Consider the following 26,340-nt stretch of genomic DNA (forward strand, 5'->3'; position numbering starts at 1 on the left):
ACCGGGGGTTCACACAGCGGCGTTATAGAACTGCTCGCTGCTCTTGTGCTCCACCAACGCCTGCTCGATCGCGGCCTGATGCACCTCATCCGCGTGCTCTTCCCGCGCTTGCGGCAGGATGCCCAGGCGCGAGAACAGTTGCATGTCCTTGTCAGCCTGTGGGTTGGCGGTGGTCAGCAATTTGTCGCCGTAGAAGATCGAGTTGGCACCGGCAAAAAACGCCAAAGCCTGCATCTGCTCGTTCATCGCCTCACGGCCGGCCGACAGGCGCACGTGGGATTGCGGCATCAGGATGCGCGCCACGGCCAGCATGCGGATGAAGTCGAAGGGGTCGATATCCTCGGCATTTTCCAGCGGCGTACCGGCGACCTTAACCAGCATGTTGATCGGCACTGACTCAGGATGCTCAGGCAGGTTGGCCAGTTGGATCAGCAAGTTGGCGCGGTCGTCGAGGGACTCGCCCATGCCAAGGATGCCACCGGAGCAGATCTTCATCCCCGAATCGCGCACATAGGCCAGGGTTTGCAGGCGCTCGCCATAGGTGCGGGTAGTGATAATGCTGCCGTAGAACTCCGGCGAGGTATCGAGGTTGTGGTTGTAGTAGTCAAGGCCGGCCTGGGCCAGGGCCTCGGTCTGGTCCTGGTCCAAGCGGCCGAGGGTCATGCAGGTTTCCAGGCCCATGGCCTTCACGCCTTTGACCATCTGCAGCACGTAAGGCATGTCTTTGGCCGACGGGTGCTTCCAGGCGGCGCCCATGCAGAAACGCGTCGAGCCGATGGCTTTGGCGCGAGCGGCCTCTTCGAGGACCTTCTGCACTTCCATCAGCTTTTCTTTTTCGAGGCCCGTGTTGTAGTGGCCCGACTGCGGACAATATTTGCAATCTTCCGGGCAGGCACCGGTTTTGATCGAGAGCAGCGTCGACACTTGCACACGGTTGGCGTCGAAATGCGCGCGGTGCACGGTCTGCGCCTGGAACAACAGGTCATTGAACGGCTGCACGAACAGCGCTTTGACTTCGGCGAGAGACCAATCGTGACGCAAAGTGGCGGTGGTGCTGGCGCTCATGGGCGATTCCTTGATTATGCTTTGGCAAACGCTGTGGGAAGGGCAATACCCACAGGCACGACACGGATGCTCGGCATATTTAAGGAAGATTCATGCACTGTCAACCAAAGCATAAACACCAGGTTTACATCTGGTTAAAAACCGTACAGACCTGCTTAATCTGCGATGAGGCGACGCAATCCACCCATTGTGTGTGCAACGTCTGCGAAACCGAGCTGCCTTGGCTGCTGGAGCACTGCGACGTGTGCGCCCTTCCACTGCCGATGGAGGGTTTGGTGTGCGGCCAATGCCAGAGACAACCACCGCCCTTTAAACAGGTGATCGCCCCCTGGACCTACAGCTTTCCCATCGACAGCCTGATCAGCCGCTTCAAACACCAGGCGCGCTGGCCCTTCGGGCAGATGCTCGCAAGACTATTGGCGCAACACCTGCAGCACCGCCTGGACAACACCGAACTCACGCGCCCGGATTGCTTGCTGCCGGTGCCCATGGCGCGCAAACGCCTGCGCGAGCGCGGGTACAACCAGGCTTTGATGCTGACGCGTTGGCTCAGCAGCGAGCTGAACCTCCCCCACGATGAACATGTGTTGTTACGCCCTCATGATACGGTCGCCCAGCAAGCCCTCGACGCCAAGACTCGCAAGCGCAATCTGCTCGGCGCCTTTGCCCTGGCCCCCGGCGCCCACGTGCAAGACCGGCACTTTGCCTTGGTGGACGACGTACTCACCACCGGCGCCACCGCCCACAGCCTGGCGCAACTGTTGATGAAGGCCGGCGCGCGACAGGTTGATGTGTACTGCCTGGCGCGCACGCCCAAACCGGGCAGCTGACTTGACTCCAGCCAACCTTGCCCGCAACGTTCGGCCCATCTCATCGAAGCGTACCCACATGTCACTGCCAGCCTCCCTCAGCCAGCACATCATCCGTCGCCCACAGCGCATTGCCTTGCTGGCGCATATCGCCGAGCAGGGCTCCATCACCCGCGCGGCGAAAAGCGCTGGTTTGAGTTACAAGGCGGCGTGGGATGCTATCGACGAGCTGAACAATCTTGCGCAAAAACCACTGGTGGAACGCAGCGTCGGCGGCAAGGGCGGCGGCGGCGCCAAGCTGACGGTCGAGGGTGAGCGAGTCTTGCGTCTTTACCAGCGCCTGCAAGTGTTACAGGCCCAAGTGCTGGGCTCTGATGAAGCCGCCAGTGACTTCAACCTGCTCGGCCGCTTGATGCTGCGCACCAGCGCGCGTAATCAACTGCATGGTCAAGTCGTCGCCATCGAGCATCATGGCCGCAATGATCTGGTCCGCCTGCAACTGGCTGGCGGGCTGACCCTGGATGCGCAAATCACTCACGACAGCACGCAGCGACTGGAGCTGGAAACTGGCGTGGAAGTGGTCGCACTGATCAAGGCGGGCTGGTTGGAATTGCTCGCACCCGAGGTTTCTGCAACAACTGGACACAATTGCATGAGCGGCACCGTCGACGCCATTCTCGATGCCGACGACGGCCCCAGCGAAGTCCGCATCGTGCTGCCCAACGGCCAGGTTCTATGCGCCCTGGCGCAGCGCGACACGCTCAACGCCCTCGGCGCAGCCAGAGGCCAGACGATCCAGGTGCAGTTCGCGCCGAGCAATGTGCTGCTGGGAACACCGGTGTAAGGCGCCACCTTCTTTTAACTGCAACAATTTCGTCACGCCCGCTCCTTAAGGTGTCTGCAAAAACCGCAGGGAGCCTGAGATGAGCCTATTAGAAGAAAACCAAGCCACCGACCTTGAGCAGATGGTCGGCCTCACCCGCCGCCGCTTTATCGGCGCCGGCGCTTTGTGCGGTGCCGCGATGTTCCTGGGCGGCAACCTGCTGACACGCAGCGCCCTGGCCGTCAACGCCGCCACCGCCAGCCCGCTGCTGGGTTTTACCAGCATCGCCGCCGCTACCAGCGACGCTATCACTTTGCCGCCGGGCTACAGCGCTTCGGTGTTGATCAGTTGGGGCCAGCCGCTGAGCAAGAGCGCGCCGGCGTTCGACCCGTCCGGCAACGGCACGGCCAACGCTCAGGAACAGCAGTTCGGTGACAACAACGACGGCATGAGCCTGTTCGCCTTCCCCGGCGACGACAACCGCGCCCTGATGGCGATCAACAACGAATACACCAACTACCGCTACCTCTTTGCCCACGGCGGCGCGCCGCAATCGGCCGAAGACGTGCGCAAGGCGCAGGCCAGCGAAGGCGTGTCGGTGATCGAAGTGCGGCGCAAGGGTGACACCTGGCAGTTCGTCCAGAACTCGCGCTACAACCGGCGCATCCACGGCAACTCGCCGATCCGTCTGAGCGGCCCCGCCGCCGGTCACGAATGGCTGAAAACCAGCGCCGACAAATCCGGCAAGAAAGCCCTCGGCACCTTCCAGAACTGCGCCAACGGCAAAACCCCGTGGGGCACTTATCTGACCTGTGAAGAGAACTTCACCGACTGCTTTGGCAGCAGCAACCCACAGCAAACGTTTGATGCCGGGCAGAAACGCTACGGCGCCGTCGCCGCCAGCAAAGACATCAACTGGCACCAGCACGACCCGCGCTTTGACCTGGCCAAGAACCCCAACGAGCTCAATCGCCATGGCTGGGTCGTGGAAATCGACCCGTTCGACCCGCAATCCACCCCAGCCAAGCGCACCGCCCTGGGCCGCTTCAAACACGAGAACGCTGCCCTCGCTGAAACCCGCGACGGCCGCGCCGTGGTGTACATGGGCGACGACGAGCGCGGCGAGTTCATCTACAAGTTCATCAGCCGCGACAAGATCAACCATAAGAACCCCAAGGCCAACAAAGACCTGCTCGACCACGGCACCCTGTATGTGGCGATCTTCGACGCGGGCGACGGCAATGCCGACCACCCCAAGGGCAAGGGCCAGTGGGTCGAGCTGACCCATGGCAAAAACGGCATCGACGCCAGCAGCGGTTTCAACAGCCAGGCCGAAGTGCTGATCCACGCGCGCCTCGCCGCCAGTGTGGTGAAAGCCACGCGCATGGACCGCCCGGAATGGATCGTGGTCAGCCCCACCGATGGTCAGGTCTATTGCACCCTCACCAACAACGCCAAGCGCGGTGAAGACGGCCAACCCGTCGGCGGCCCCAACCCCCGTGAGAAAAACGTCTACGGCCAGATCCTGCGCTGGAAAGCCGACGCCGATAACCACGCCAGCATGGCATTTACTTGGGACCTGTTTGTGGTGGCCGGCAACCCTGGCGTCCACGCCGGCACGCCGAAGGGCGGTTCGTCGAATATCAACCCGCAAAATATGTTCAACAGCCCTGATGGCTTGGGTTTCGACAAGGCCGGGCGGCTGTGGATTCTGACCGACGGCGACTACAGCAACGCGGGTGATTTCGCGGGGATGGGTAATAACCAGATGCTCTGCGCTGACCCGACCACCGGGGAAATCCGTCGTTTCATGGTTGGCCCTGTGGCCTGTGAAGTGACGGGCATCAGCTTCTCGCCGGATCAGAAGACGTTGTTTGTGGGGATTCAGCATCCGGGTGAAACCGGCGGCTCCACCTGGCCGGAGCACCTACCGAATGGCAAGCCGCGTTCGTCGGTGATGGCGATTCGACGGGATGACGGCGGTATCGTCGGCGCCTGATAGACCGCTTTCGCGAGCAAGTCGAAGCGTCGAACCGGCGGTTAGACGCTTCGACTTGCTCGCGAAGGCGTCCCCACAGCCACCACCTATGTATGCTCGTGTGCGTTACCATACCCGGCCGGACGCGGCGACCTGCTGCGCGCAGGAGTTTGCATGGCCCATCCGTTTGAAACACTCACCCCCGACCTGGTGCTCGACGCTGTCGAAAGTATCGGCTTCCTCAGCGATGCGCGCATTCTCGCGCTCAACAGCTACGAAAACCGCGTCTACCAAGTGGGCATCGAAGACTCCGAACCGTTGATCGCCAAGTTCTATCGCCCACAGCGCTGGACTAACGAGGCGATCCTTGAAGAACACCGTTTCACCTTCGAACTGGCCGAGTGCGAAGTGCCGGTGGTGGCGCCACTGATCCACAATGGCGAAAGCCTGTTCGAGCACGCCGGTTTCCGCTTCACCTTGTTCCCACGCCGTGGCGGCCGTGCGCCGGAGCCGGGCAATCTGGATCAGTTGTATCGCCTTGGGCAACTGCTTGGCCGTTTGCATGCGGTGGGTTCCACCCGCCCGTTCGAACACCGTGAAGCCTTGGGCGTGAAGAACTTCGGGCACGATTCCCTGACCACCCTGTTGGAAGGCAACTTCATTCCCAAGAGCCTGCTGCCGGCCTACGAGTCCGTGGCGCGCGACCTGCTCAAACGCGTGGAAGAGGTGTACAAGGCCACGCCGCACAAGAACATCCGCATGCACGGCGATTGCCATCCCGGCAACATGATGTGCCGTGACGAGATGTTCCATATCGTCGACCTGGATGACTGCCGCATGGGCCCGGCGGTGCAGGACCTGTGGATGATGCTCGCCGGAGACCGTCAAGAATGTCTGGGACAGTTGTCGGAATTGATGGACGGCTATCAGGAATTCCACGACTTCGACCCGCGTGAACTGGCGTTGATCGAACCGTTGCGCGCCCTGCGCCTGATGCACTACAGCGCCTGGCTGGCACGGCGCTGGGATGACCCGGCGTTTCCCCACAGCTTTCCTTGGTTTGGCAGTGAGCGCTATTGGGGCGACCAGGTGTTGGCATTGCGCGAACAACTCTCGGCCCTGAACGAAGAACCTCTGAAACTCTTCTGACGGCTTCTCTGTGGGCGCCGGGCTTGCCCGCGATGCAGGCACCTCGGTTGTGCAGGAGAACCGAGATGATGCTATCGCGGGCAAGCCCGGCGCCCACAGAAAGCAGATCCCAATGCCTGAGAAATATCCTTACAATTACGCTTTGTTAGCTGCCTAAGCAAGGATTCCGCATGCAAGCCGCCAACCCCCGCAAGGGTTACATCCTGGGCCTTAGCGCCTATGTCATCTGGGGTCTGTTCCCGCTCTACTTCAAAGCCATCGCCAGCGTGCCCGCCGCCGAGATCATCGTGCACCGCGTACTGTGGTCAGCGCTGTTCGGCGGTTTGCTGCTGATGGTGTGGAAACACCCCGGCTGGTTCCGCGAACTGCGTGACAACCCCAAGCGCCTGGCGATCCTGGCCCTCAGCGGTTCGCTGATTGCGGCCAACTGGCTGACGTATGTGTGGTCGGTGAATACGGGGCGCATGCTGGAAGCGAGCCTGGGTTACTACATCAACCCGCTGGTCAATGTGCTGCTGGGCATGCTGATCCTGGGTGAACGCCTGCGCCGTCTGCAATGGGTCGCCGTCGGGCTGGCTGCAGCGGGTGTGGCGCAACAGGTATGGCAGGTGGGCAGCTTGCCGTGGGTGTCGCTGGTGCTGGCGTTGACCTTTGGCTTTTACGGATTGATCCGTAAACAGGCGCCGGTGAAAGCATTGCCGGGGCTGGTGGTAGAAACCTGGATGCTGGTGCCCATTGCTGTCGCATGGCTGCTGTTCAACCCAACGGCCCACAGTGCGCAGCTGGAATTTTGGAGCACCTCAGAAGCCTGGTGGCTGGTAGCTGCGGGCCCGGTGACGCTGATCCCGCTGGTGTGTTTCAACGCCGCCGCACGGCATTTGCCTTACACCGCGCTGGGCTTCCTGCAGTATGTGGCGCCGACGCTGGTGCTACTGGAGGCCGTGCTGCTGTTCGGCGAACACTTGGCGCCGAGCACGTTGACTGCCTTCGCCTTTATCTGGGCAGGCCTGGTGGTGTACAGCGTGGATATCTGGCTGAGCGTGCGAAAACGCTGATCAAATAACGTACAAACCTCTGCAAGGCATGGTCGGCGTGACTTGCAGACACCCATCCCAAGGTTATCCACAACCTGATCCCCGCCATTTGTGCACAAGCCCTTGAAACTGCTCGTTTTTTGCTCAGTTGACGGAGAAGCCCGGCCGGTCTGGCCTGGCGCCGGGTCTCTACAGGTTATCCACAGGCCCATGCAAGATTTCCATGCATAACCTCGTGGCCAGATTATTCCTCGTGGTGCAACTCCACCATCAAGTCATCCGCCAGGGTTTCCAGGGATAACTGCAATACATCCAGGGATAATGCTGCCGGCACCTGCAACAGCGCCTCGGCAGTGAACAACGGGTCACCGCTCATAGGGGCCGGGCGAACGTCAGTGCTCAGACTCGCCAGGTTCACCCCCTGCTGGCTCAGCAGCGCCGTGATCTCGCGCACGATGCCCGAACGGTCGTTGCCCACCAGCGTCATCACAATCGCTTTGGATGCTGAAGCCTGGCCAGTACTGCCCTCACCCACCAGCACACGAATGCCGTGTGTGGATAAATCCTCCAGCGCGCCCACCAATGCCTGACGGCTCTGCGTCGGTACACTGACCCGCAGGATCCCGGCAAACTGCCCGGCCATGTGCGCCATGCGGCTTTCCAGCCAGTTGCCGCCGTGGGCGTTGATGTTCTGCGCAATGCGTTCAACCAGCCCGGGTTTGTCGGCGGCGATAATTGTGAGTACAAGATGGTCCATGGCAAAGCCCTCTGGAATTCAATCTACAAGGTGGACCCGGAAGCCCTTGAAAACAAATCGTGTACCATTTTTATATTTATCTGGAACAATCCAATAGTTTTTTGAGAACATCCGATTCTCCGCTGTGACCGTACGACCAAAGTGGGTCGCTAAACGACGTATTTAGTCTAATTTTCACAACCGCAAGTCATCATGTAGTATGCCCAACCGTGCACTACATAATGAAAATCTGAAAAAGCGCATAAGCTCCGCAGAGTGAGGCAAGCAATGACTGAACACGTTCAAGTCGGTGGCCTGCAGGTCGCCAAAGTCCTGTTCGACTTCGTGAACAACGAAGCCATTCCCGGTACGGGCATCACTGCCGACCAGTTCTGGGCCGGTGCCGACAAGGTCATCCATGATCTGGCACCGAAGAACAAAGCCCTACTCGCCAAACGCGACGATTTCCAGGTGCGCGTCGATACCTGGCACCAGACCCACGCCGGCCAGGCTCACGACCCGGTGGCCTACAAAGCCTTTCTGCAAGACATCGGCTACCTGCAGCCAGAAGCTGCAGACTTCCAGGCCACAACCCAAAACGTCGATGACGAAATCGCCCGCATGGCCGGCCCTCAGTTGGTCGTGCCGGTGATGAACGCGCGCTTCGCACTCAACGCCTCGAATGCGCGCTGGGGTTCGTTGTATGACGCACTGTATGGCACCGACGCCATCAGTGAAGCCGATGGCGCCGAGAAGGGCCAGGGCTACAACAAAGTGCGCGGCGACAAGGTTATCGCCTTCGCCCGCGCTTTCCTCGATGAGGCCGCCCCGCTCAGCGCCGGCAGCCACGCCGAGTCCACCGGCTACAAGGTTGCCGATGGCAAGCTGATCGTCAGCCTCAAGGGCGGCAGCAACAGCGGCCTGCGTGACGACGCGCAGTTGATCGGTTTCCAAGGCCCTGCGGCTGAGCCGATTGCGATCCTGCTGAAACACAACGGCTTGCACTTCGAAATCCAGATCGACGCCAGCACCCCGGTCGGCCAGACCGATGCCGCCGGCGTCAAAGACGTGCTAATGGAAGCCGCGCTGACCACCATCATGGACTGCGAAGACTCCGTCGCCGCCGTCGATGCCGATGACAAGGTGGTGATCTACCGCAACTGGCTCGGCCTGATGAAGGGCGACCTGGCCGAAGAAGTAGCCAAGGGCGGTAAGACCTTTACCCGCACCATGAACGCGGACCGCGTCTACACCGGCGTGGATGGCAAGGATGTCACCCTGCACGGTCGTTCGTTGTTGTTCGTACGCAACGTGGGTCACCTGATGACCATCGACGCGATCCTCGACAAAAACGGCAACGAAGTGCCGGAAGGCATTCTTGACGGCTTGCTCACCAGCCTCGCGGCGATCCACAGCCTCAACGGCAACAGCAGCCGCAAGAACAGCCGCACCGGCTCTGTGTACATCGTTAAACCGAAAATGCACGGCCCCGAAGAAGCGGCGTTCACCAACGAGCTGTTCGGGCGCATCGAAGACGTGCTGAACCTGCCGCGCAACACGCTGAAAGTCGGGATCATGGACGAGGAACGCCGCACCACGGTCAACCTCAAGGCCTGCATCAAGGCGGCCAGCGAGCGTGTGGTGTTTATCAACACCGGCTTCCTCGACCGCACTGGCGACGAAATCCACACCTCCATGGAAGCCGGCGCGATGGTGCGCAAGGCCGCGATGAAGGCCGAGAAGTGGATTGGCGCCTACGAAAACTGGAACGTCGATATCGGCTTGAGCACCGGCCTGCAAGGTCGCGCACAGATCGGTAAAGGCATGTGGGCCATGCCCGACCTGATGGCGGCGATGCTCGAACAGAAAATCGCCCATCCATTGGCCGGTGCCAACACTGCCTGGGTGCCGTCGCCAACGGCAGCCGCATTGCACGCGTTGCACTACCACAAGGTCGACGTTTTCGCCCGCCAGGCCGAACTGGCCAAGCGCGAGCGCGCCTCGGTGGACGATATCCTGACGATTCCTCTGGCCAGCAACACCGACTGGTCTGACGAAGAAGTCCGCAACGAGCTGGACAACAACGCCCAGGGCATCCTTGGCTACGTCGTGCGCTGGATCGACCAGGGCGTCGGCTGCTCGAAAGTGCCGGACATCAACGATGTGGGCCTGATGGAAGACCGCGCCACCCTGCGCATCTCCAGCCAGCACATCGCCAACTGGCTGCGCCACGGCATCGTCAACGAAGCCCAAGTGATGGAAAGCCTCAAGCGCATGGCGCCGGTGGTGGACCGTCAGAATGCCGGCGATAAGTTGTATCGCCCGCTGGCACCGGATTTCGACAGCAACATCGCGTTCCAGGCGGCGGTGGAGTTGGTGATTGAAGGGACCAAACAGCCGAATGGGTATACCGAGCCGGTATTGCACCGTCGGCGGCGGGAGTTCAAGGCTAAAAACGGCCTGTAAATGAAAAAGCCCTGGTCGCGAGATCAGGGCTTTTTATTGGTTTTTGTGACGGCTGGACTGGCGCTTTCGCGAGCAAGCCCGCCCCCACACTTGACCGCGCTCTATCTGGAAAACGCGGTCGACTGTGGGAGCGGGCTTGCTCGCGAAGAGGCCATCACCGTCAACACAGAGTCAGGACGCCATCCCCAACTCCCGCTTCACCAACTTCGCCAACTTCGCGCTATCAATCGGCTTCAACAAAAAATCCACCACACTCAAATGCATCGCATCGATCACATCCGGCGCTTCCGCGTCCCCCGACATGATGATGATCGGCAACGCCGCACGCGTGGATTCGCGAACCTGGCGGATCAGTTCCAGGCCATTGCTGGGCGCCATGCGCAGGTCGGTGATGAGCAAACCGATGGAGCTGCTGGAATTCAACATGTACCACGCCGCCTCACCATTCTCGGCGGTCATGCAGCGAATGCCGTCCAGGCCCAGGATTTCCGCCAGCAGTTCACGCGCGTCTTTGTCGTCATCGACGATCAACACGCGCTGTGGCGGTAGATCAGGCTCCAGCATCACAGCGCTCAGCGCCTCGCGCTCGGCGTCGCTTAAAATATCGTGGTCGGACATACGGTTCTCAGCAGTTCTCATCAATCCACTCCGCTCAGACGTCAGACATCACCGGAGGGTCGAACAATGTGCACTTCGTCGGAAAGTCTGACTAGTGGGCGTTCTACGGGTTTTGGACGATAGTCATGTAAGGCTTTCCCCTAGGTGAGTGCGGTTTGTATCGACCTAGACTTACGTCCAATGGGCACCCGCCGCGCGCGAGTCGACCATGAGGGACGATAACGACAAAAAATGCGGCCACTGTTATGAGTAAAGCTGATGCCTTCGCCCAGGCGGGGAAAACTGCTGTGTTGCAAAACATTCACGGCACCCTGCAGTTCTTGCAACGCTTCCCGCCCTTCAACCAGATGGAAAACGCACACCTGGCGTTTTTGGTGGAACAGTGCCAGCTGCGCTTTTATGGCCCCGGCGACAGCATCCTTAAACCGTCGGGCGGGCCGGTTGAACATTTTTATATCGTCAAGCAGGGACGGGTCGTAGGTGAGCGCCCGGACAGCGCCGAAACCACTTTTGAAATCGCGACGGGCGAGTGCTTTCCCCTCGCGGCACTGTTAGGTGAACGGGCAACCCGCACCGAGCACAAGGCGGCCGAAGACACCTTCTGCCTGCAACTGAACAAACCGGCGTTTATCAAGCTGTTCGCGCTGTCCAGCCCGTTTCGCGACTTCGCCCTGCGTGGCGTCAGCAGCCTGTTGGACACGGTTAATCAACAGGTGCAACAAAAAGCCGTGGAGACCCTCGGCACTCAATACTCACTGAACACCCGCCTGGGTGAATTGGCCATGCGCCATCCAGTGATGTGCAGCCCAACCACGCCGCTGCGCGAAGCGGTGACGATGATGCACGAACAACAGGTGGGCAGCATTGTGATCGTCGATGAGGGCCAGGCGCCCCTGGGCATTTTCACCCTGCGCGACTTGCGCCAAGTGGTGGCCGATGGCACCAGCGATTTCACCCAAGGCATCGAAGGCCACATGACCCAGGCGCCCTTCTTCTTGACCCCGGACCACAGCGCCTTCGACGCCGCCATCGCCATGACCGAACGGCATATCGCCCATGTGTGCCTGGTCAAAGACCAACGCCTGTGTGGCGTGGTGTCCGAGCGCGATCTGTTTTCCCTGCAACGGGTGGACCTGGTGCACCTGGCGCGCACCATCCGTAACGCGCCACGCGTGGAAAACCTGGTGGCGATTCGCGGCGAGATCGGCCAGTTGGTCGAACGCATGCTGGCCCATGGCGCGTCGTCGACCCAGATCACCCACATCATTACGCTGCTTAACGATCACACCGTATGCCGGGTGATCGAACTCACGCTGGCTGAAAAAGGCGACCCCGGCGTGCCCTTCAGTTGGTTGTGTTTTGGCAGCGAAGGTCGTCGCGAGCAGACGCTGTACACCGACCAGGACAACGGCATTCTGTTCGATGCCAAGGACACCGCCGAAGCAGCGCAGATCCGTAGTCGCCTGTTGCCGCTGGCACAGCAGATCAACCAGAGCCTGGCGTTGTGCGGGTTCAGTCTGTGCAAGGGCAACATCATGGCCGGCAACCCAGAGCTTTGCCTGTCCCGAGCGGAATGGGCGCGGCGTTTTGCGGCGTTTATCCGCGAGGCGACGCCGGAGAATCTGCTGGGTTCCAGCATTTATTTCGACCTGCGCGTGGTGTGGGGCGATGAGCGCGGTTGCGAGCAATTGCGCCGGGGCATTCTTGACCAGGTCGCGGATAACCGCTTGTTCCAACGCATGCTGGCTGAAAACGCGTTGCGCCAACGGCCGCCTGTGGGACGTTTCCGCGAGTTTGTGCTAACGCGTAAAGGCGGCGAAAAAGCCACCCTCGACCTCAAGGTGCAAGGACTGACGCCATTTGTCGACGGCGCGCGCCTGCTGGCCCTGGCCAACGGCATCCACGCCAATAACACCCTGGAGCGCCTGCGCCAACTGGTGGTCAAGGAAGTGATCGAGCCTCTGGACGGCGCCGCCTATGAAGAGGCCTACCACTTCATCCAGCAAACCCGCATGCAGCAGCACCAGCTGCAAACCCGCGAGAATCAGCCGTATTCCAACCGCGTCGACCCGGACAGCCTCAACCACCTGGACCGGCGCATCCTGCGAGAGTCCCTGCGCCAGGCTCAACGCCTGCAAAGCAGCCTGACGTTGCGGTATCAGTTGTGAGCCTGTTCAGTTGGCTGCGTACGAAAAAGCCTGGGCTGGATACCGCGCAGCAACAACGCCTGGAGCAACTGCGCAAGCCCACCGCGCTGGGCGACGGTTCCTTGCGCAGTCAGCGCTGGGTGGTGGTGGACCTGGAAACCAGCGGCCTGAACCTCAACCGTGATCAGGTGCTGTCCATCGGTGCGGTGGTGATCGAAGACGGCGCGGTGGACTTTTCTCAATTGTTCGAGCGCACGCTGCAACGCGCCGACACCAAACTCAGCCCCAGCGTATTGATCCACGGCCTCGGCCCCAGTGCCATTGCTGCCGGCAGCGACCCGGTCGAGGCGTTGCTGGACTTTATGGCGTTTGTCGGCGACAGCCCATTGCTGGCCTTCCACGCACCGTTCGATCAGCACATGCTGTGCCGGGCGCTCAAGGACAGCCTGGGTTACCGCCTGACGCATCCGTTTCTTGATGTTGCCGACATCGCCCCGCTGCTGTGCCCCGAGGCGCATATACGCGAAGCCGGGCTGGACGATTGGATCAACCACTTCAACCTGCACGTGGGCGAGCGCCATCATGCCAGCGCCGATGCGCTGGCCACGGCGGAGCTGATGCTCATCCTGCTCAGCCGCGCACGCCAGCAACAGATCGACACCCCCCACACGCTGCAAGAGCGCTTGAGCCAGTGGAAGCGGCGTAAACACGCGCCATCGTTTTAATACCCTCTCCCGACAGACGCCAATTGCACCCACCCCACGGCTCTGACACAATCGCGAATAATTCTCGTTAGTTTAAACCTCTTGTTTATTCGGTGATGCCTTGTCGTCGGTCCAGAACCCACACAGTGAGCTTGTTGGCGCGTTGTATCGCGACCATCGTGGCTGGCTGCTGGCCTGGCTTCGACGCAATGTGGCCTGCCCAAGCCGCGCCGAAGACCTGAGCCAGGACACTTTCATGCGCCTGCTGGGCCGTGATGAGCTGCGCGAACCCCGCGAACCTCGGGCGTTCCTGGTCGCCATCGCCAAGGGCTTGCTGTTCGACTACTTCCGCCGCGCCGCACTGGAACAGGCCTACCTCACCGAACTGATGCTGATCCCGGAAAGCGAACACCCTTCGCCGGAAGAACAGCAACTGATCCTCGAAGACCTCAAGGCCATCGACCGCCTGCTCGGCAAATTGTCGAGCAAGGCGCGCGCGGCCTTCCTCTACAACCGCCTCGACGGCATGGGCCATGCGGAAATCGCCCAGCGCCTCGGCGTGTCCGTGCCGCGCGTGCGCCAGTACCTGGCCCAGGGCATTCGCCAGTGCTACATCGCCCTGTATGGCGAGCCGCTGTGAACGGTTCCAGACCGGTCTCGGCCCATGTGCTGGATGCAGCCATTGCCTGGCAACTGTCTCTTGATTCAGGAGACGGCAGCGCTATTGAGCGCGAAGAGTTCGGCAAATGGCTGGCCAGCAATGACGAACACGCCCGCGCGTGGCGCCAACTGGGCATGCTCGACCAGCGTTTCAGCGCCGCTTCGGGCCCGGCGCGGGTGGCGTTGTTGCAATCGCGGGAAGGCATTCGCCAGCGCGTGCGCAAGCTGGGCAGTGGTCTGGCGAGCATTGCACTGGTCATTGGCGTGGCATTGTTTGCCGGTGAGCGCTATGTGCCGTTCCATTACTGGCTGGCCGACCAACGCACCGCTACCGGCGAGCAGCGCACGCTGAAGCTGGCGGACGGTACGCTGATCAACCTCAATACCCACAGTGCTATCGATGTGCGTTTTGATGAGAAACGCCGGCTGATCGTGTTGCAGGAAGGCGAGATCCTCGTCGAGACCGGCCACAACGATGCGCGCCCGTTCTATGTACAAACCCGCGACGGCAGCCTGCGGGCGCTGGGCACGCGGTTTATCGTCAAGCGCGAAGACGACGCCACGCGCTTGAGCGTGTTGCAGTCCGCCGTGGCCGCACAGCCTGAGGCGCTGCACCAGGAACAGGTCTTCAAGGAAGGCCAGCAAGTGCTGATGCGCAGCGACGGCCTCGGCCCGATGCTGACTGTCACCCCCGCCACCGACGCCTGGACGCGCGGCATGCTGGTGGTCGACAACGCCCGCCTGGGGGATGTGGTCGAGGAACTCGGCCGCTACCGCACCGGTTACCTGGGTGTGGATAAAGATGTGGCCGACTTGCGTATCACCGGCAGTTTCCCGTTGCACGACACCACGCTGGCGCTGAATGCGCTGCTGCCGACGTTGCCGGTGCAGATTGAGCAGCGTGCACCGTGGTGGGTGACGGTGAAGGGCAAGCCTTAGGTTCGCGATGCCCATGCTATCGCTATCGCAGGCACGCCAGCTCCACCGTTGAAATGCATTCCAACGTGGGAGCTGGCTTGCCTGCGATGAGGCCCTCAAGAACACCCTGGGAAAATATTTTCACCCCGCCCTATCACTTTTCAATTCTCGTTCGGCACCTAGGCAACTGAGAAATATTTCCATTCAGGAGCCGCCGTATGTCCCGCACCCTAGACACCTTGTTGCGCCCCAGCCTGTTAGCCGTGGCCATCGCCCTCAGCGCCCCGCTGACCAGCCCTGTGCTGATCGCCGCCGAGCAGGCGTCCAGCGTGCGTGCGTACAACCTGCCGGCGGCGCCACTGGCCAGCACCCTGAACCAGATCGCCAGCCAGGGCGGCTTGGCGCTGACCCTCAGCCCGGCGCTCGCCGCCGGAAAGACCTCGGCACCGGTCCAGGGCCAGTTCGATGCGCCGGGTGCGCTGCGTGAAGCGTTGCGTGGGACGGGGTTGCAACTGGAGCAGAGCAGCGCGGGGACTTACACCTTGGTGGCGCTTCAAGAGGGCGTAATGGCGCTGCCGGTCACCAACATCACTGGCCAAGACAGCGGCCAGGAAAGTGCCTGGGGCCCGGTGCAAGGCTACCTGGCCACGCGCACTGCCGCCGGCACCAAAACCGACACTGCGCTGGTTGAAGCGCCGCGGTCGATCTCTGTCGCCACCCGCGAGCAGATGCAGGACCGCAACGTGCAGAACCTGGACGACGCCGTCAAATACATGCCCGGCATCGTGTCCGCCAGCTACGGCAGCGACACCCGCTACGACTGGATGCGCGTGCGCGGCTTCGAACCGACCCAGTTCCTCGACGGCCTGCCGCTACCACGCGGGGTGTACGCCAACCCGAAAGCCGAAACCTGGAACCTCGACCGCCTTGCCCTGCTGCGCGGTCCGGCCTCATCGGTGTACGGCCAGACGCCACCGGGCGGCCTGCTGGACATGGTCAGCCGGCGTCCCAGCGAAGAGTCCAGTCATGCCATCCAAGTGCAATATGGCAGTGACAACTACCGCCAGATCAACTTCGCCAGCACCGGCAAGATCGATGATGAAGGCCAGTTTCTATATGGCGTCAGCGGTGTGGTACGCGATGCGGGTACCCAAGTCGACCACATCGACAACAAGCGCTACAACATTGCGCCGAGCCTGACCTGGAACATCGACACCGACACCAAGCTGACGCTGCTGTCGCAGTTCACGCGTGACGATACGGGTACCACCAGTCAGTTCCTGCCGATCGTGGGCACCAAGATCAAATCGCCATCGGGCGACGTATCACATTACAAGAATCTGGGCGATCCAGATTACGAGTTCTACGACCGCACTTACTACGCGCTGGGCTATGCCTTCGAGCATCGCTTCAACGATACCTGGCAGTTCAAGCAGAACCTGCGATACACCAAGTCGGAGTTGTCGTTCCAGCAACTGACCGTGGGTTCCTATGCCTTCGCTCCAGTGGATGCAGCGGGCAACATGGATCGCCTCTCGACCAACGTCGATGAGAACATCGGACAGTTCGCAGTGGATAACAACTTCCAGGCCGACTTCGCCACCGGTGATGTCACCCACACCCTGTTGCTGGGTCTGGACCACCAGCGGACCGACACCTCGTACCTGTCGATCTTCGGGGGTGCCGGACGTGTCAATATCTTCAACCCGGTCAATACCACGCCGGTAGTGCGCCCGGCGCGCTCCGATGCGTTCTACGACTACAACCAGAAAACCGTGCAGACCGGCCTCTACGTGCAAGACCAGATGGCCCTCAACAACTGGCGCCTGACCCTCGGTGGTCGTGAAGATTGGGTGCACCAAGGCACCACGTACTTCAACAAACAAGACGCGACCAACACCGACCGCAACAAAAACTTCAGCGGCAACGCGGCAGTCAGCTATGTGTTCGATTCGGGCTTCGTGCCATACCTGTCCTACGCCGAATCCTTCCAGCCAGCAAGCAACGCCAGCGCCGACCCGGTCAAGTCGTATAAGCCCACCGAAGGTAAGCAATGGGAACTGGGAATCAAGTATCAGCCACCTGGCTCCAATACCTTGCTGAGTGCGGCGGTCTATAACCTCACGCAGAAAAACGTACTGGTCACCAGCACCGGAACGAGCGGTACCCCGATCACCGACCAGACCGGCGAAGTGAAAGTCAAAGGCCTGGAACTGGAAGCCGTTTCTGACGTGACCGAGAACCTCAAGGTGATCGCGGCGTACACCCTGGCCAAATCCGAAGTGCAAAAAGGCGACTTCAAGGGCAACCGCCTGCAACTGATGCCCAACCAGCAAGCTTCGCTGTGGACCGACTACACCTGGCACACCGGCGTACTCGACGGCTTCGGTATCGGCTTCGGCGCCCGCTACACCGGCAACACCTATGGCGACCAGGGCAATACCTGGCTGGGTAAGGCCAACGCCTACACCGTGTTCGACGGTGCGGTGCATTACGACTTGGGCCGCCTCGACAACAGCCTCAAAGGTGCATCGGTCAAACTCAACGCCACCAACCTATTCAACAAGGACTACATCTCCACCTGTGACGGTTCCTACTGCTACTTCGGCGACCAACGCAGCGTAGTCGCCAGCGCCACCTATCAGTGGTAATCGGCTGAGCCAACAACCAGGCCGCTCCCTTGAGCGGCTTGCGTGTGTCTGAAGGTTAGAAAATGAAAAGCAAAACCATCCGCCGCTGGTCCTTCATCCACACCTGGACCAGCCTGATCTGCACGGTATTCCTGTTACTGCTCGCCCTGACTGGCCTGCCGCTGGTGTTTCACCACGAGATTGATCACCTGCTGGGCAATGAGCCTGAACTGGCGCAGATGCCCGCCGATACGCCGCGGCTCAACCTCGAGCAGCTTGTGGCTAAAGCTCAGGCTCATCGCCCCGGCGAAGCCATGCAGTACTTGGCCTGGGACGAAGACGACCAGAACGGCGTGATCGCAATCATGGCCGCCACCGCCGGCACCGAACCCAACGCGTCGCACACTTTCATGCTGGATGCACGCACCGGTGAAGCGCTGGAAACCCCGGCGGCCAACGGTGGGTTCACCCTGTTCCTGCTGCGGTTGCACGTGGATATGTTCGCCGGTCTGCCAGGCAAGTTGTTGCTGGCGTTCATGGGCATTCTGTTTGTACTGGCGATTATCTCCGGCACGCTGCTGTACCTGCCGTTCATGCGCCGCCTGACATTCGCCACCGTGCGTCAGGACAAATCCACCCGCCTGCGTTGGCTCGACCTGCATAACCTGATCGGTGTGGTCACGTTGACCTGGGCGCTGGTGGTGGGCGTGACCGGTGTAATCAGCGCCTGCGCCGACCTGATCATCGCCGCCTGGCGCCAGGACAGCCTCAGCGCGATGATCGAGCCCTATAAAAGCACGCCCCCCCTGACCCAACGCGCCCCGGCCACCGAGTTGCTGACCATCGCCGCCAAAGCCGCGCCGGGCATGCAGCCGGACTTCATCGCCTTCCCCGGCACGCGCTTTTCCAGTGAGCACCACTACGCGGTGTTCATGAAGGGCAGCACCCACCTGACGTCGCACTTGCTCACGCCGGTGTTGATCGACGCCAGTACCCTGGCCGTCACCGCCATCGCCGAACGGCCGTGGTACATGGACGCCATGGGCATGTCCCAACCGCTGCACTTTGGCGACTACGGCGGCATGCCGATGAAAATCCTCTGGGCCGCCTTGGATGTGCTGACCATCATCGTGCTGGTGAGCGGGATTTACTTGTGGATCGTGCGGCGCAAGGCGGGCAAGGCATGAAGCCGCGCCGGTCGAATTTCTGGAAGGTGTTTGCCATTCCCCTGGGGATTGGCCTGCTCAGCGCCGCCGGGTTGTTTGCGGCGTTGCTCGGGGATGGGCTGTGGGATTCGCTCAGTTGGGTGGGTTTAGGGCTGCCAGCAGTTATAGGCGTGTACGCATTGTTCAAACGGCGCGGCTAAGGGCCTCGCCAGCCGTCATGCAACCCTCTAGGCTAGCCACTGCCTATCTTGAGGAATGCCCATGTCCGCTCCCAGCATGACCCTGTTCCACAACCCCGCTTCACCCTTCGTGCGCAAGGTCCGTGTGCTGCTGGCCGAAACCGGCCAGCAAGATCGCGTGGCCCTGCACGGGTGCATGCCGACCCCGGTCAACCCGGACGCCCAACTGGTGCAAGGCAACCCGGTGGGCAAGATCCCGGCCCTGCGCCTGGCGGACGGCACGGTGCTGCACGACAGCCGGGTGATCCTTGATTACTTCGACCACCAGCACGTCGGCAACCCGCTGATCCCTCGCGACGGCTCGGCGCGCTGGCGCCGCCTGACCCTGGCCTCGATGGCCGACGGCATCATGGATGCCGCCGTGCTGGTGCGTTACGAGACCGCCCTGCGACCGGCGGAAAAACACTGGGACCCATGGCTCGACGAGCAGCGCAACAAGATCCGTCGCAGCCTCGCTGAGTTAGAAGCGGATGCAATCGCCGAACTGACCAGCCACTTCGACATCGCCGCCATCAGCGTGGCCTGCGCCTTGGGTTACCTGGATTTCCGTCATCCGGATATGCAATGGCGCTCGGATAACCCGCAGCTTGCCGCATGGTATGCCGAGGTCAGCCAGCGGCCTTCGATGCTGGACACGCAACCGCCCGCGTGACCTCAAGACTCCCCCCACGCCGGGCCGACAGCCTTTCTGTAGTGAGCGGGCTTGCCCCGCGTGGGGCTATCAAGCAACCAAGGGTGTATCAGGCACTCCTCAGCGGCTGGTTTTGGGGCTGCTGCGCAGCCCAGCGCGGGGCAAGCCCGCTCACTACACTGGGGCCGCGTAGATCAGGAAATAGCGTATTTATCCTGGCCACCAACTGCGCCTTCATCTGCTGATCCTCGCGCAACCCGATCATTGCACCGCCTCCAAATCAAACTGCAGTGGCTCGGCCGCTTTGCGCTTGCCCACGCCATACCAGTCCAGTTTGCGCGTCAACACCATCACCGTGCCCAACAAGCCGAACAGCAGCAACGACCCCATCAGCAACGCATAATCCTCGGCACTCAACAGCCCGTACAACAAGCCATACAACGCCGCCAACCCCGCCGAGAAGCCCAACCCATGGGCCACGCTGCGCAGCACATGGCACACGTAGAAACCAATCAACAACACGCAGGCACTGGCGGAGATAAGGTAGGCCATGGCGAAGCCTATATGCTCGGACAACGACAACAGCAGCAGGTAGAAAAACGCCAGCGCCACGCCCACCAAGGCGTACTGGATCGGGTGCACCGCCAGGCTCTTGAGCACTTCGAACAGGAAGAAACCGGCAAAGGTCAGGGCGATAAACAGCAACGCGTATTTGATCGCCCGGTCGCTCTTGAGGTATTGGTCCACCGGGTCGATGAAGTTGACGCCGAAGCTGCGGTTGTTGAAGTCGTCACAGCCTTGCCCGTCCAGGCAGGTCTGCAGGGCTTGCTCAAGGTTGGTGGAGAAGAATGAAGTCTGCCAGTTGGCGCTAAAGCCTTTGTCGGTGATCTCGCGTTGCGCCGGCAGGAAGTTGCCGATAAAGCTTGGGTGCGGCCAGTTGGACGCGAGTGACACTTGGCTGGTCTTGCCCACCGGCACCACTTGCAGTTGCTCGGTGCCTTGCAGGCGTAGGTCAAAGGCGAAATCCACCACGTAGGGCTTTTTAGTGTCCTGCTCCGGCAGCGCCACGTGCACGCCCTCACCGAGCCAGTCGACCTGGGAGCCCGGTTCGAACGCCAGCGGCTGGCTGCCCAGCTCAAGCTTCAATGCGTTTTCAATGCCGCGAATATCGCTGATACCCACCGCCAGAAATGCCCGCTCAAAACGGTAATCGGCAAAATTCTCGGTGATGCCCAACTGCGCAGGCAGCTCGAAACGCCCGCTGATGCGGTTATCGGCATGGAACAGCCGCGCCTGGTAGATGCCCCGCGCACGCAGTTCGGTCTGCACTTTGCCGTCGAGCTCAAAACGATCCGGCAGGAAATACAGACGGCCACGCTCTTCGCGGGTGACTTCGTAGCGTTTGTTGAGCTTTTCATTGAGCTTCCACTCGCGCACGGTCTTGCGATACGGCACCACCATCACCGGGCCGGTGAGACGCTGGGCATAGCTGGAGCTGCGGGCGATGTCCATCAGTACGCCATCGCGCAGTTGCTGGCGGTCACTGATGATGCCGTTGATCATCAGCAACGGAATCAGCAACAGCAGGATCAGCAGCGCAATCGCGCCAAGTTTGAAAAGCAGGCTGCGGTTCATGGGTCTCTCCCTGTTTTGATGGGGAGAGTCTGAGCAGACTGTGTGGGGGATTTATGTGGGCAATGTGGAGACTGTGTGGAGATGCAGTACCACTTGCACGCCGCCTTGCACGTTACCGATCTGCAACGCACCGCCGTGCAGCTTCATCACTTCCTCAACAAAGTTGAGGCCCAGCCCGGTGCTTTTGCGCCCGCTGGCCGGGCGTGGCAATGAATAGAAACGCTCGCTCAGGCGTGGCAGAGCGTAGTCGGGAATCGGCGCGGCCTGGTTGAACAGGCTCACCTGCACCTCGTTGTAACGCGCCTGCGCGCTGAATTTCAACTGGCCACCGGGCGGTGTGAAATCCAGGGCGTTGTCCAGCAGATTGCCCAGCGCCTGACGCAGCAGGAAGGGCTCGCCATACACCTGCACATCCGCCGCAATCGTCTGTTCAACGCACAATCCGGCGCCTTCAATGCGCGCGCACTGGGCCTTGATGACCTCATCGACCATCGCGGCCAACGGGATACTCGCCTGCTCTTCCAGGCCTTGGCGTTGCTCGACCTGCGCCAGGTTCAGCAAGCGCTCGATCAACTGCTGCAGGCGCGCACTTTCGCTGTCGATGTTGCCGACAAAACGCTGCTGTTGTTCGCGGGTCATATCGCCCTGCAACAACTCCGCCGCGCCGCGTATCGCCGCCAACGGGCTTTTCAATTCGTGGGTCAGGGTATGCACGTAATGTTCGACATAGGCCTTGCCTTCCAACTGCGTACGCATGTGTTCCACGGCGGTGGATAACTGCTTGAGTTCGCCGCCCCTATAATGCGGCAACTCGGCACGCCGGCCTTCGCTGACCGCTTCGGCATAAGCCGTCAACCGGCGCAGCGCGGCGCTCAGCCACCACGACAGCAGTGCGCCCAGCAGCAGACCCAGAATCACCAGGCCCGCGCCGTACCACAGCAGGCGCCGCTCGGTGCGGTCGACATAGGGCTGCAATGAGCTGTTCGGTTTGGCCACGGTGACCACCCCGATGATCTGGCCATTGTCACGGATCGGCGCGCCCACGTGCATCACCGACGAGGTGGCGTCATCCGCTGCGCTGCGAGTGGACCGGGCGCCGTATTCACCGCGCAGGGTCAGGTACACGTCGTTCCACTTGGAATAGTCCTGGCCCACCGCTTCGCCCGTGGAGTCGAGCAACACGGTGCCCTTGGCGTCGGTCACATAAATGCGATGGTTGACCTGGTTTTTCGGCAGGCCCCAGATGGTCGCGCCCGGCTGGCGATTGCCGTAGGCCTTGAGCAATGCCGGCCAGTGGCTTTGGCCGAGGGTGCCGTTCTTGACGTCATCGCGCAGGATCTCGGCCAGCAGATTGGCGGTGTCCACCAGGGTTTCTTCGGTGGACTGGCGCACACCGGGGCGGATTTCCTTCATGACAGTGCTGAGCACGAAGTAGCCGGTGAGGCCGATAAACAGCGCATACACCAGGAAAATCCGCAGCCCCAGGCGCATCAGCTATTGCTCGGGCTGTAGCTGTAGCCGAGGCCGCGATGGGTCTGGATCGGCTCGGCATCGGCAGCCACGCTGCGTAATTTGCTACGCAGGCTTTTGATATGGCTGTCGATATTGCGCTCGTAGCCGGCATCTGCCGCCACGCCGACAGCGTCCAATAATTGCTCACGGCTGAAGACACGCTCGGGTTGTTCCAGCAGGCTTTGCAGCAGGCGAAATTCATGGCGCGTCAGGCTCAAGGGCTGGCCGCGATAAGCGATCTGCATACGTTCCAGATCAACCTGGAACACTGTGGGCGCAGCCCCTGGGCCGATTCGCTTGAGGATCGCCCTGACTCGTGCGGTCACCTCCCGCGGGCTGAAGGGCTTGACCACATAATCGTCGGCACCGATCTCCAACCCCACCACACGGTCGATCTCGCCATCCCGCGCGCTGAGGAACATCACCGGTACTTCACTGAAGCGGCGCAGTTGCTTGCAGGTTTCAAACCCCGTGATGTCGGGCAGGCCGATGTCGAGGATGATCAGGTCAGCCGGCGTCTGGCGCTGGTGGGCCAGCGCCTCCTGGCCAAGGCTCAGCCAGGTGGTGGTAAACCCCTCGCCTTGCAGGGCGAATATCAGCGTGTCGGCTATCGCCGCTTCGTCTTCGACAATCAGGATATGCGCCATGGTGTTCCGTCAGCAGTCCGGTTTGTCAGCAGTGTAACGACGGGCCGGGTTTACCGCAGCGCCGAATTCACGCAGGGCCTTGGCACCGATCAGCAACGGGTAGTTGAAGCTGCTGCGGTCGGTGAGGTTAACCTCGACGGTGCGCTTGACGTTGCCCAGGCACATTTCCAGATCGATTACCGGGCGCTTGGCCACTGTCGCTTCGTCTTTGTCATCGTCTTCGTCGGCGCGGCTCTTGATCTTGCTGATGCGCGAGACTTTGTGTTCGTAGACTTTGTTGGAGGCATCCTTGCCGCCGAGGCGGAAGCGCACCCAGTCGTCGCCATCACGGGTGAAGGTTTGGATATCACGCGCCGACAGCGAGGCGGTCAACGCGCCGGTGTCCATCTTGGCCTTGAAGGTTTCGCCGATCTCCGGCAATTGGATGTATTCGTAGCGACCGTAAAGGGTCGGTTCGCCAGCCATGACAGGCAGGGCAACCAGGGCGAGCGAGGCAAGGAGCAGTTTCACGAAGTGATTTCCTCGGAAAGAAGTAGGCGGATTCTAGACCGCAAAGGCAGCACTTAGTTAGCTCGCCCCAGCATACCCGGCACATTGTGAAACATTCGTCCGGTAATTTGCGATTTGGCCTCTAGACTCAAGCTGCTTATCATGACCCGCCCACAGGATTGCAAGAGTTGCTTATGTGCCGCCTGCTCACCGGCTGTTTTGTCTCACTGTTGTTATTGCTCAACACCCTGGTCCTGATCGGCCCGCTGATGGTGTTTGCCCTGCTCAAGGTGGCGGCCCCCGGTCGCGCTCGTGACGCCATGTCGTGGGCGGTGATGTGGATCGCCGAGACCTGGGCCGAGATCGACAAGCTGATCTTCGCGCTGTGCATCCCGACCCAATGGGACATTCGCGGTGGCGCAGACCTACGCGGTGATACCTCCTACCTAGTCATCAGCAACCACCAATCCTGGGTGGATATTCCAGCGCTGATCCAGGCCCTCAACCGTCGCACGCCGTTCTTCAAATTCTTCCTGAAGAAAGAGCTGATCTGGGTTCCTTTCCTCGGCCTGGCCTGGTGGGCGCTGGATTATCCGTTCATGAAGCGCTACACCAAGGCATTCCTCGCCAAGCACCCGGAACTGGCCGGGCAGGATTTAAAGATCACCAAAGAGGCCTGCGAGCTGTTCAAGCGCCAGCCGGTGACGGTGGTCAATTATCTGGAAGGCACGCGGTTCACCGAAGCCAAGCGCAGGCAACAGGATTCGCCGTTTACCCGGCTACTCAAACCCAAGGCGGGTGGCGTGGCGTTTGTGCTGGCGGCGCTGGGAGAACAGCTGGATGCGGTACTCGACGTGACGGTTGTCTATCCGCAGCAAAAGAGTCCGGGGTTCTGGGATTTGATCAGTGGCGCAGTGCCAAAGGTGATCATCGATATCCGTACCCGTGAGCTGGATCCGGCATTGTGGCAGGGGAATTACGAGAACGATCCGGCCTTTCGCCAGACCGTCCAGAACTGGGTGAACCAGCTCTGGAAGGAGAAGGATGCGCGCATCGAGCAACTGCGCGCGCAAAGTCGTTAGCGGCCAGTGCCCCAGGCCTGGGCCAACTTGCCCAGCAAGGCGCTGTTGGCACCCTGGCCGCCCAAATATTGCAGGATCACCGGCGCAAACTGGCTAACCATTCCACTGTCCATGCCCAGTGCGCTGAACGCGGTGTTCAGGTCATTGGTGTTCTTCACGTTGCCCAGCAGGCCGTCGAGGCCACTGGTCTTGCTGCCACCGGCCTGGCCGAGCATCCCGCTCAAGGCCCCGAGGCTGCCCAATGCGTTGTTGCCCGACAACTGGTCGAGGCCCGGCACGCTGTTGCCCAATTGCGAGTACTCGTTCCCGCTCAGCTTGTTCTTGGCCAGGCCCAGCATGGCGCCAGTGCCGCCGACCGCTTGTTCGGGGGTGATGTTGAGTTCAGAGGTCAGTGCGCTCAGCAAACCGGCCGTCTCGGAAGACGGTGCGGCAGCGGCAGCCTTGTTGTTGCCACCCTGCATACCGGAAATGGCATTGGCCGCGTCGCCAAGGCTGAAGCCTGCGGCAAACACCGGGCCGGCTGCCAGGGTCATCAGGCAGGAAAGGGCGAAACCGCGTGAAATCTTCATCGAAACAACCTCTGGGTGTAGGGGTGAAAGCAGGCGTTTGACTGGGCATCCGGCCCATTGTTCCGGGCAGTCCAAGGAACCCAATCGCAGGGTGGCAGTCCATGGAATGAATTCAAAAAAATGCCAGGAACAGCCGTATGAGCGCGACCCGCCCCCAAGTGATCGAGCAAAAACCCCCGTTCTGGAGCCGTCCTCGCGTGTTTATCGGCGTGTGCGTGGCCATCGTCGCCGGTCTCGGCGGCGCGCTCTACACTCAGGACACCGTCAAATCCGCCGCTACGCTGGTGACCACCACCCAACAGCCGGCAGCGCAGGTCATGGCGCACAAGGATTACCTCGAAGTTGAACCGATCGCCACGGCGGCACCTGAGCCCGACCGCAGCCTGGAGCTGTGGGCCATGCCCGAGGGTGGCAAACCTGTTTCGTTGGGGCTGTTGCCGGAAGATGGCAAGGGCATCATTGGATTGAACCCACGCCAGCAGGCCAGCATTCGCAAGCCAGTGGAGTTGCTGGTGAGCTCGGAGACCAAGGGGGGGTCGTTGAGCAAGCAGCCAACCGGCCCGACGGTGTATCAGGGCGCACTGGCCTACCGCTGATACGCCAAAACCCTGTGGGAGTGGGCTTGCTCGCGAA

At 61.1% G+C, this 26,340-nt stretch carries 24 protein-coding genes; 16 read left to right on the top strand and 8 right to left on the bottom strand.

Translation table 11 applies throughout. From position 1 onward, the window contains the following. Positions 1 to 9: 9 nt before the first annotated feature. Positions 10 to 1,065 carry a biotin synthase BioB gene (bioB, locus tag AACY36_RS02830; protein ID WP_339415375.1) on the bottom strand — a complete coding sequence of 352 codons (1,056 nt, stop codon included), beginning with the start codon at positions 1,063 to 1,065 and terminating at the stop codon, positions 10 to 12. A gap of 92 nt (positions 1,066 to 1,157) precedes the next feature. On the opposite strand from bioB, the gene AACY36_RS02835 reads away from it, so the two are divergent. From AACY36_RS02835 to rarD, 5 genes are all read left to right on the top strand, one after another. Continuing rightward, entirely contained in the window at positions 1,158 to 1,895 is a 738-nt protein-coding gene (locus AACY36_RS02835; RefSeq protein WP_339496739.1) for a ComF family protein, read from the top strand. A 58-nt stretch (positions 1,896 to 1,953) separates the two neighbouring features. Further along, a complete protein-coding gene (locus tag AACY36_RS02840) occupies positions 1,954 to 2,718 on the top strand; it encodes a TOBE domain-containing protein (protein ID WP_339415373.1) in 765 nt (254 codons plus the stop codon). A gap of 79 nt (positions 2,719 to 2,797) precedes the next feature. Then, positions 2,798 to 4,696, top strand: a complete 1,899-nt coding sequence (locus AACY36_RS02845; protein WP_339496740.1) for a PhoX family protein — start codon at positions 2,798 to 2,800, stop codon at positions 4,694 to 4,696. Positions 4,697 to 4,849: 153 nt separating this feature from the next. Next, positions 4,850 to 5,824: a serine/threonine protein kinase gene (locus AACY36_RS02850; protein ID WP_106575556.1), complete on the top strand. Its 975-nt coding sequence runs from the start codon at positions 4,850 to 4,852 to the stop codon at positions 5,822 to 5,824. Positions 5,825 to 5,994: 170 nt separating this feature from the next. Continuing rightward, the gene (gene rarD / locus AACY36_RS02855; protein ID WP_339415371.1) at positions 5,995 to 6,879 is read left to right on the top strand and encodes an EamA family transporter RarD; all 885 of its coding nucleotides are present in this window, start codon (positions 5,995 to 5,997) and stop codon (positions 6,877 to 6,879) included. Positions 6,880 to 7,102: 223 nt separating this feature from the next. Here the strand turns inward: rarD and AACY36_RS02860 are convergent, their stop codons facing one another. Next, positions 7,103 to 7,615: a glycine cleavage system protein R gene (locus AACY36_RS02860; protein WP_339415370.1), complete on the bottom strand. Its 513-nt coding sequence runs from the start codon at positions 7,613 to 7,615 to the stop codon at positions 7,103 to 7,105. Between the two features lie 267 nt (positions 7,616 to 7,882). On the opposite strand from AACY36_RS02860, the gene AACY36_RS02865 reads away from it, so the two are divergent. After that, positions 7,883 to 10,060, top strand: coding sequence for a malate synthase G (locus AACY36_RS02865; RefSeq protein WP_339436921.1), 2,178 nt, complete (start codon positions 7,883 to 7,885; stop codon positions 10,058 to 10,060). Positions 10,061 to 10,231: 171 nt separating this feature from the next. Here the strand turns inward: AACY36_RS02865 and AACY36_RS02870 are convergent, their stop codons facing one another. Next, positions 10,232 to 10,678, bottom strand: coding sequence for a response regulator (locus tag AACY36_RS02870; RefSeq protein ID WP_339415461.1), 447 nt, complete (start codon positions 10,676 to 10,678; stop codon positions 10,232 to 10,234). Positions 10,679 to 10,923: 245 nt separating this feature from the next. Between AACY36_RS02870 and AACY36_RS02875 the strand changes: the two genes are divergently transcribed. The 8 genes from AACY36_RS02875 to AACY36_RS02910 all read left to right on the top strand — a co-directional run bounded on the left by AACY36_RS02875 (position 10,924) and on the right by AACY36_RS02910 (position 19,794). After that, positions 10,924 to 12,846, top strand: a complete 1,923-nt coding sequence (locus AACY36_RS02875; protein WP_339415368.1) for a putative nucleotidyltransferase substrate binding domain-containing protein — start codon at positions 10,924 to 10,926, stop codon at positions 12,844 to 12,846. Next, positions 12,843 to 13,550, top strand: coding sequence for a 3'-5' exonuclease (locus AACY36_RS02880; protein WP_339455941.1), 708 nt, complete (start codon positions 12,843 to 12,845; stop codon positions 13,548 to 13,550). Before AACY36_RS02875 ends, AACY36_RS02880 begins: the two co-directional genes overlap by 4 nt. A gap of 100 nt (positions 13,551 to 13,650) precedes the next feature. Further along, positions 13,651 to 14,169: an RNA polymerase sigma factor gene (locus AACY36_RS02885; RefSeq protein WP_065871830.1), complete on the top strand. Its 519-nt coding sequence runs from the start codon at positions 13,651 to 13,653 to the stop codon at positions 14,167 to 14,169. Beyond that, positions 14,166 to 15,128 (top strand): FecR family protein, encoded by a 963-nt coding sequence (locus AACY36_RS02890; protein WP_339415366.1) that lies wholly within the window; start codon positions 14,166 to 14,168, stop codon positions 15,126 to 15,128. Before AACY36_RS02885 ends, AACY36_RS02890 begins: the two co-directional genes overlap by 4 nt. Positions 15,129 to 15,325: 197 nt before the next feature. Then, positions 15,326 to 17,758, top strand: a complete 2,433-nt coding sequence (locus tag AACY36_RS02895; RefSeq protein ID WP_339415365.1) for a TonB-dependent siderophore receptor — start codon at positions 15,326 to 15,328, stop codon at positions 17,756 to 17,758. Between the two features lie 62 nt (positions 17,759 to 17,820). Further along, positions 17,821 to 18,924, top strand: coding sequence for a PepSY-associated TM helix domain-containing protein (locus AACY36_RS02900; RefSeq protein ID WP_339415364.1), 1,104 nt, complete (start codon positions 17,821 to 17,823; stop codon positions 18,922 to 18,924). Then, positions 18,921 to 19,103: a hypothetical protein gene (locus tag AACY36_RS02905; RefSeq protein ID WP_339415363.1), complete on the top strand. Its 183-nt coding sequence runs from the start codon at positions 18,921 to 18,923 to the stop codon at positions 19,101 to 19,103. Before AACY36_RS02900 ends, AACY36_RS02905 begins: the two co-directional genes overlap by 4 nt. A gap of 61 nt (positions 19,104 to 19,164) precedes the next feature. Further along, positions 19,165 to 19,794 (top strand): glutathione S-transferase, encoded by a 630-nt coding sequence (locus tag AACY36_RS02910; protein WP_339415362.1) that lies wholly within the window; start codon positions 19,165 to 19,167, stop codon positions 19,792 to 19,794. A gap of 240 nt (positions 19,795 to 20,034) precedes the next feature. On the opposite strand, the gene creD is transcribed toward AACY36_RS02910, so the two are convergent. Genes creD through rloA2 form a run of 4 tightly spaced genes read right to left on the bottom strand, consistent with a single transcriptional unit; the run spans position 20,035 to position 24,077 of the window. After that, positions 20,035 to 21,408: a cell envelope integrity protein CreD gene (gene creD / locus AACY36_RS02915; RefSeq protein ID WP_339436929.1), complete on the bottom strand. Its 1,374-nt coding sequence runs from the start codon at positions 21,406 to 21,408 to the stop codon at positions 20,035 to 20,037. A gap of 51 nt (positions 21,409 to 21,459) precedes the next feature. Next, positions 21,460 to 22,899 carry a two-component system sensor histidine kinase CreC gene (gene creC / locus AACY36_RS02920; protein ID WP_339415360.1) on the bottom strand — a complete coding sequence of 480 codons (1,440 nt, stop codon included), beginning with the start codon at positions 22,897 to 22,899 and terminating at the stop codon, positions 21,460 to 21,462. Further along, complete coding sequence (creB, locus tag AACY36_RS02925; RefSeq protein ID WP_339415359.1) at positions 22,899 to 23,567, bottom strand: two-component system response regulator CreB; 669 nt, start codon at positions 23,565 to 23,567, stop codon at positions 22,899 to 22,901. Before creB ends, creC begins: the two co-directional genes overlap by 1 nt. Positions 23,568 to 23,576: 9 nt before the next feature. After that, complete coding sequence (gene rloA2 / locus AACY36_RS02930; RefSeq protein WP_339415358.1) at positions 23,577 to 24,077, bottom strand: retropepsin-like aspartic peptidase RloA2; 501 nt, start codon at positions 24,075 to 24,077, stop codon at positions 23,577 to 23,579. A gap of 173 nt (positions 24,078 to 24,250) precedes the next feature. Here rloA2 and AACY36_RS02935 point away from each other — a divergent pair, with 173 nt between their 5' ends. Then, on the top strand, positions 24,251 to 25,138 hold the full coding sequence (locus AACY36_RS02935; RefSeq protein ID WP_339415357.1) for an acyltransferase: 888 nt from the start codon (positions 24,251 to 24,253) through the stop codon (positions 25,136 to 25,138). On the opposite strand, the gene AACY36_RS02940 is transcribed toward AACY36_RS02935, so the two are convergent. Beyond that, positions 25,135 to 25,707 carry a DUF2780 domain-containing protein gene (locus AACY36_RS02940; RefSeq protein ID WP_339415356.1) on the bottom strand — a complete coding sequence of 191 codons (573 nt, stop codon included), beginning with the start codon at positions 25,705 to 25,707 and terminating at the stop codon, positions 25,135 to 25,137. The two genes, AACY36_RS02935 and AACY36_RS02940, sit on opposite strands and share 4 nt — an antisense overlap. 137 nt (positions 25,708 to 25,844) lie before the next feature. Between AACY36_RS02940 and AACY36_RS02945 the strand changes: the two genes are divergently transcribed. After that, a complete protein-coding gene (locus AACY36_RS02945; RefSeq protein WP_339415355.1) occupies positions 25,845 to 26,303 on the top strand; it encodes an anti-sigma factor domain-containing protein in 459 nt (152 codons plus the stop codon). Positions 26,304 to 26,340: the final 37 nt, after the last annotated feature.

The sequence above is a fragment of the Pseudomonas sp. EA_15y_Pfl1_P101 genome (genome assembly GCF_963970835.1).
Taxonomy (GTDB): domain Bacteria; phylum Pseudomonadota; class Gammaproteobacteria; order Pseudomonadales; family Pseudomonadaceae; genus Aquipseudomonas; species Aquipseudomonas tritici.

Bases quoted from the DNA above. Each gene is read 5' to 3' on its own strand.
- bioB (WP_339415375.1), bottom strand. From the start codon at position 1,065: ATGAGCGCCAGCACCACCGCCACTTTGCGTCACGATTGGTCTCTCGCC.
- AACY36_RS02835 (WP_339496739.1), top strand. From the start codon at position 1,158: ATGCACTGTCAACCAAAGCATAAACACCAGGTTTACATCTGGTTAAAA.
- AACY36_RS02840 (WP_339415373.1), top strand. From the start codon at position 1,954: ATGTCACTGCCAGCCTCCCTCAGCCAGCACATCATCCGTCGCCCACAG.
- AACY36_RS02845 (WP_339496740.1), top strand. From the start codon at position 2,798: ATGAGCCTATTAGAAGAAAACCAAGCCACCGACCTTGAGCAGATGGTC.
- AACY36_RS02850 (WP_106575556.1), top strand. From the start codon at position 4,850: ATGGCCCATCCGTTTGAAACACTCACCCCCGACCTGGTGCTCGACGCT.
- rarD (WP_339415371.1), top strand. From the start codon at position 5,995: ATGCAAGCCGCCAACCCCCGCAAGGGTTACATCCTGGGCCTTAGCGCC.
- AACY36_RS02860 (WP_339415370.1), bottom strand. From the start codon at position 7,615: ATGGACCATCTTGTACTCACAATTATCGCCGCCGACAAACCCGGGCTG.
- AACY36_RS02865 (WP_339436921.1), top strand. From the start codon at position 7,883: ATGACTGAACACGTTCAAGTCGGTGGCCTGCAGGTCGCCAAAGTCCTG.
- AACY36_RS02870 (WP_339415461.1), bottom strand. From the start codon at position 10,678: ATGTCCGACCACGATATTTTAAGCGACGCCGAGCGCGAGGCGCTGAGC.
- AACY36_RS02875 (WP_339415368.1), top strand. From the start codon at position 10,924: ATGAGTAAAGCTGATGCCTTCGCCCAGGCGGGGAAAACTGCTGTGTTG.
- AACY36_RS02895 (WP_339415365.1), top strand. From the start codon at position 15,326: ATGTCCCGCACCCTAGACACCTTGTTGCGCCCCAGCCTGTTAGCCGTG.
- AACY36_RS02900 (WP_339415364.1), top strand. From the start codon at position 17,821: ATGAAAAGCAAAACCATCCGCCGCTGGTCCTTCATCCACACCTGGACC.
- AACY36_RS02905 (WP_339415363.1), top strand. From the start codon at position 18,921: ATGAAGCCGCGCCGGTCGAATTTCTGGAAGGTGTTTGCCATTCCCCTG.
- AACY36_RS02910 (WP_339415362.1), top strand. From the start codon at position 19,165: ATGTCCGCTCCCAGCATGACCCTGTTCCACAACCCCGCTTCACCCTTC.
- creD (WP_339436929.1), bottom strand. From the start codon at position 21,408: ATGAACCGCAGCCTGCTTTTCAAACTTGGCGCGATTGCGCTGCTGATC.
- creC (WP_339415360.1), bottom strand. From the start codon at position 22,899: ATGCGCCTGGGGCTGCGGATTTTCCTGGTGTATGCGCTGTTTATCGGC.
- creB (WP_339415359.1), bottom strand. From the start codon at position 23,567: ATGGCGCATATCCTGATTGTCGAAGACGAAGCGGCGATAGCCGACACG.
- AACY36_RS02935 (WP_339415357.1), top strand. From the start codon at position 24,251: ATGTGCCGCCTGCTCACCGGCTGTTTTGTCTCACTGTTGTTATTGCTC.
- AACY36_RS02940 (WP_339415356.1), bottom strand. From the start codon at position 25,707: ATGAAGATTTCACGCGGTTTCGCCCTTTCCTGCCTGATGACCCTGGCA.
- AACY36_RS02945 (WP_339415355.1), top strand. From the start codon at position 25,845: ATGAGCGCGACCCGCCCCCAAGTGATCGAGCAAAAACCCCCGTTCTGG.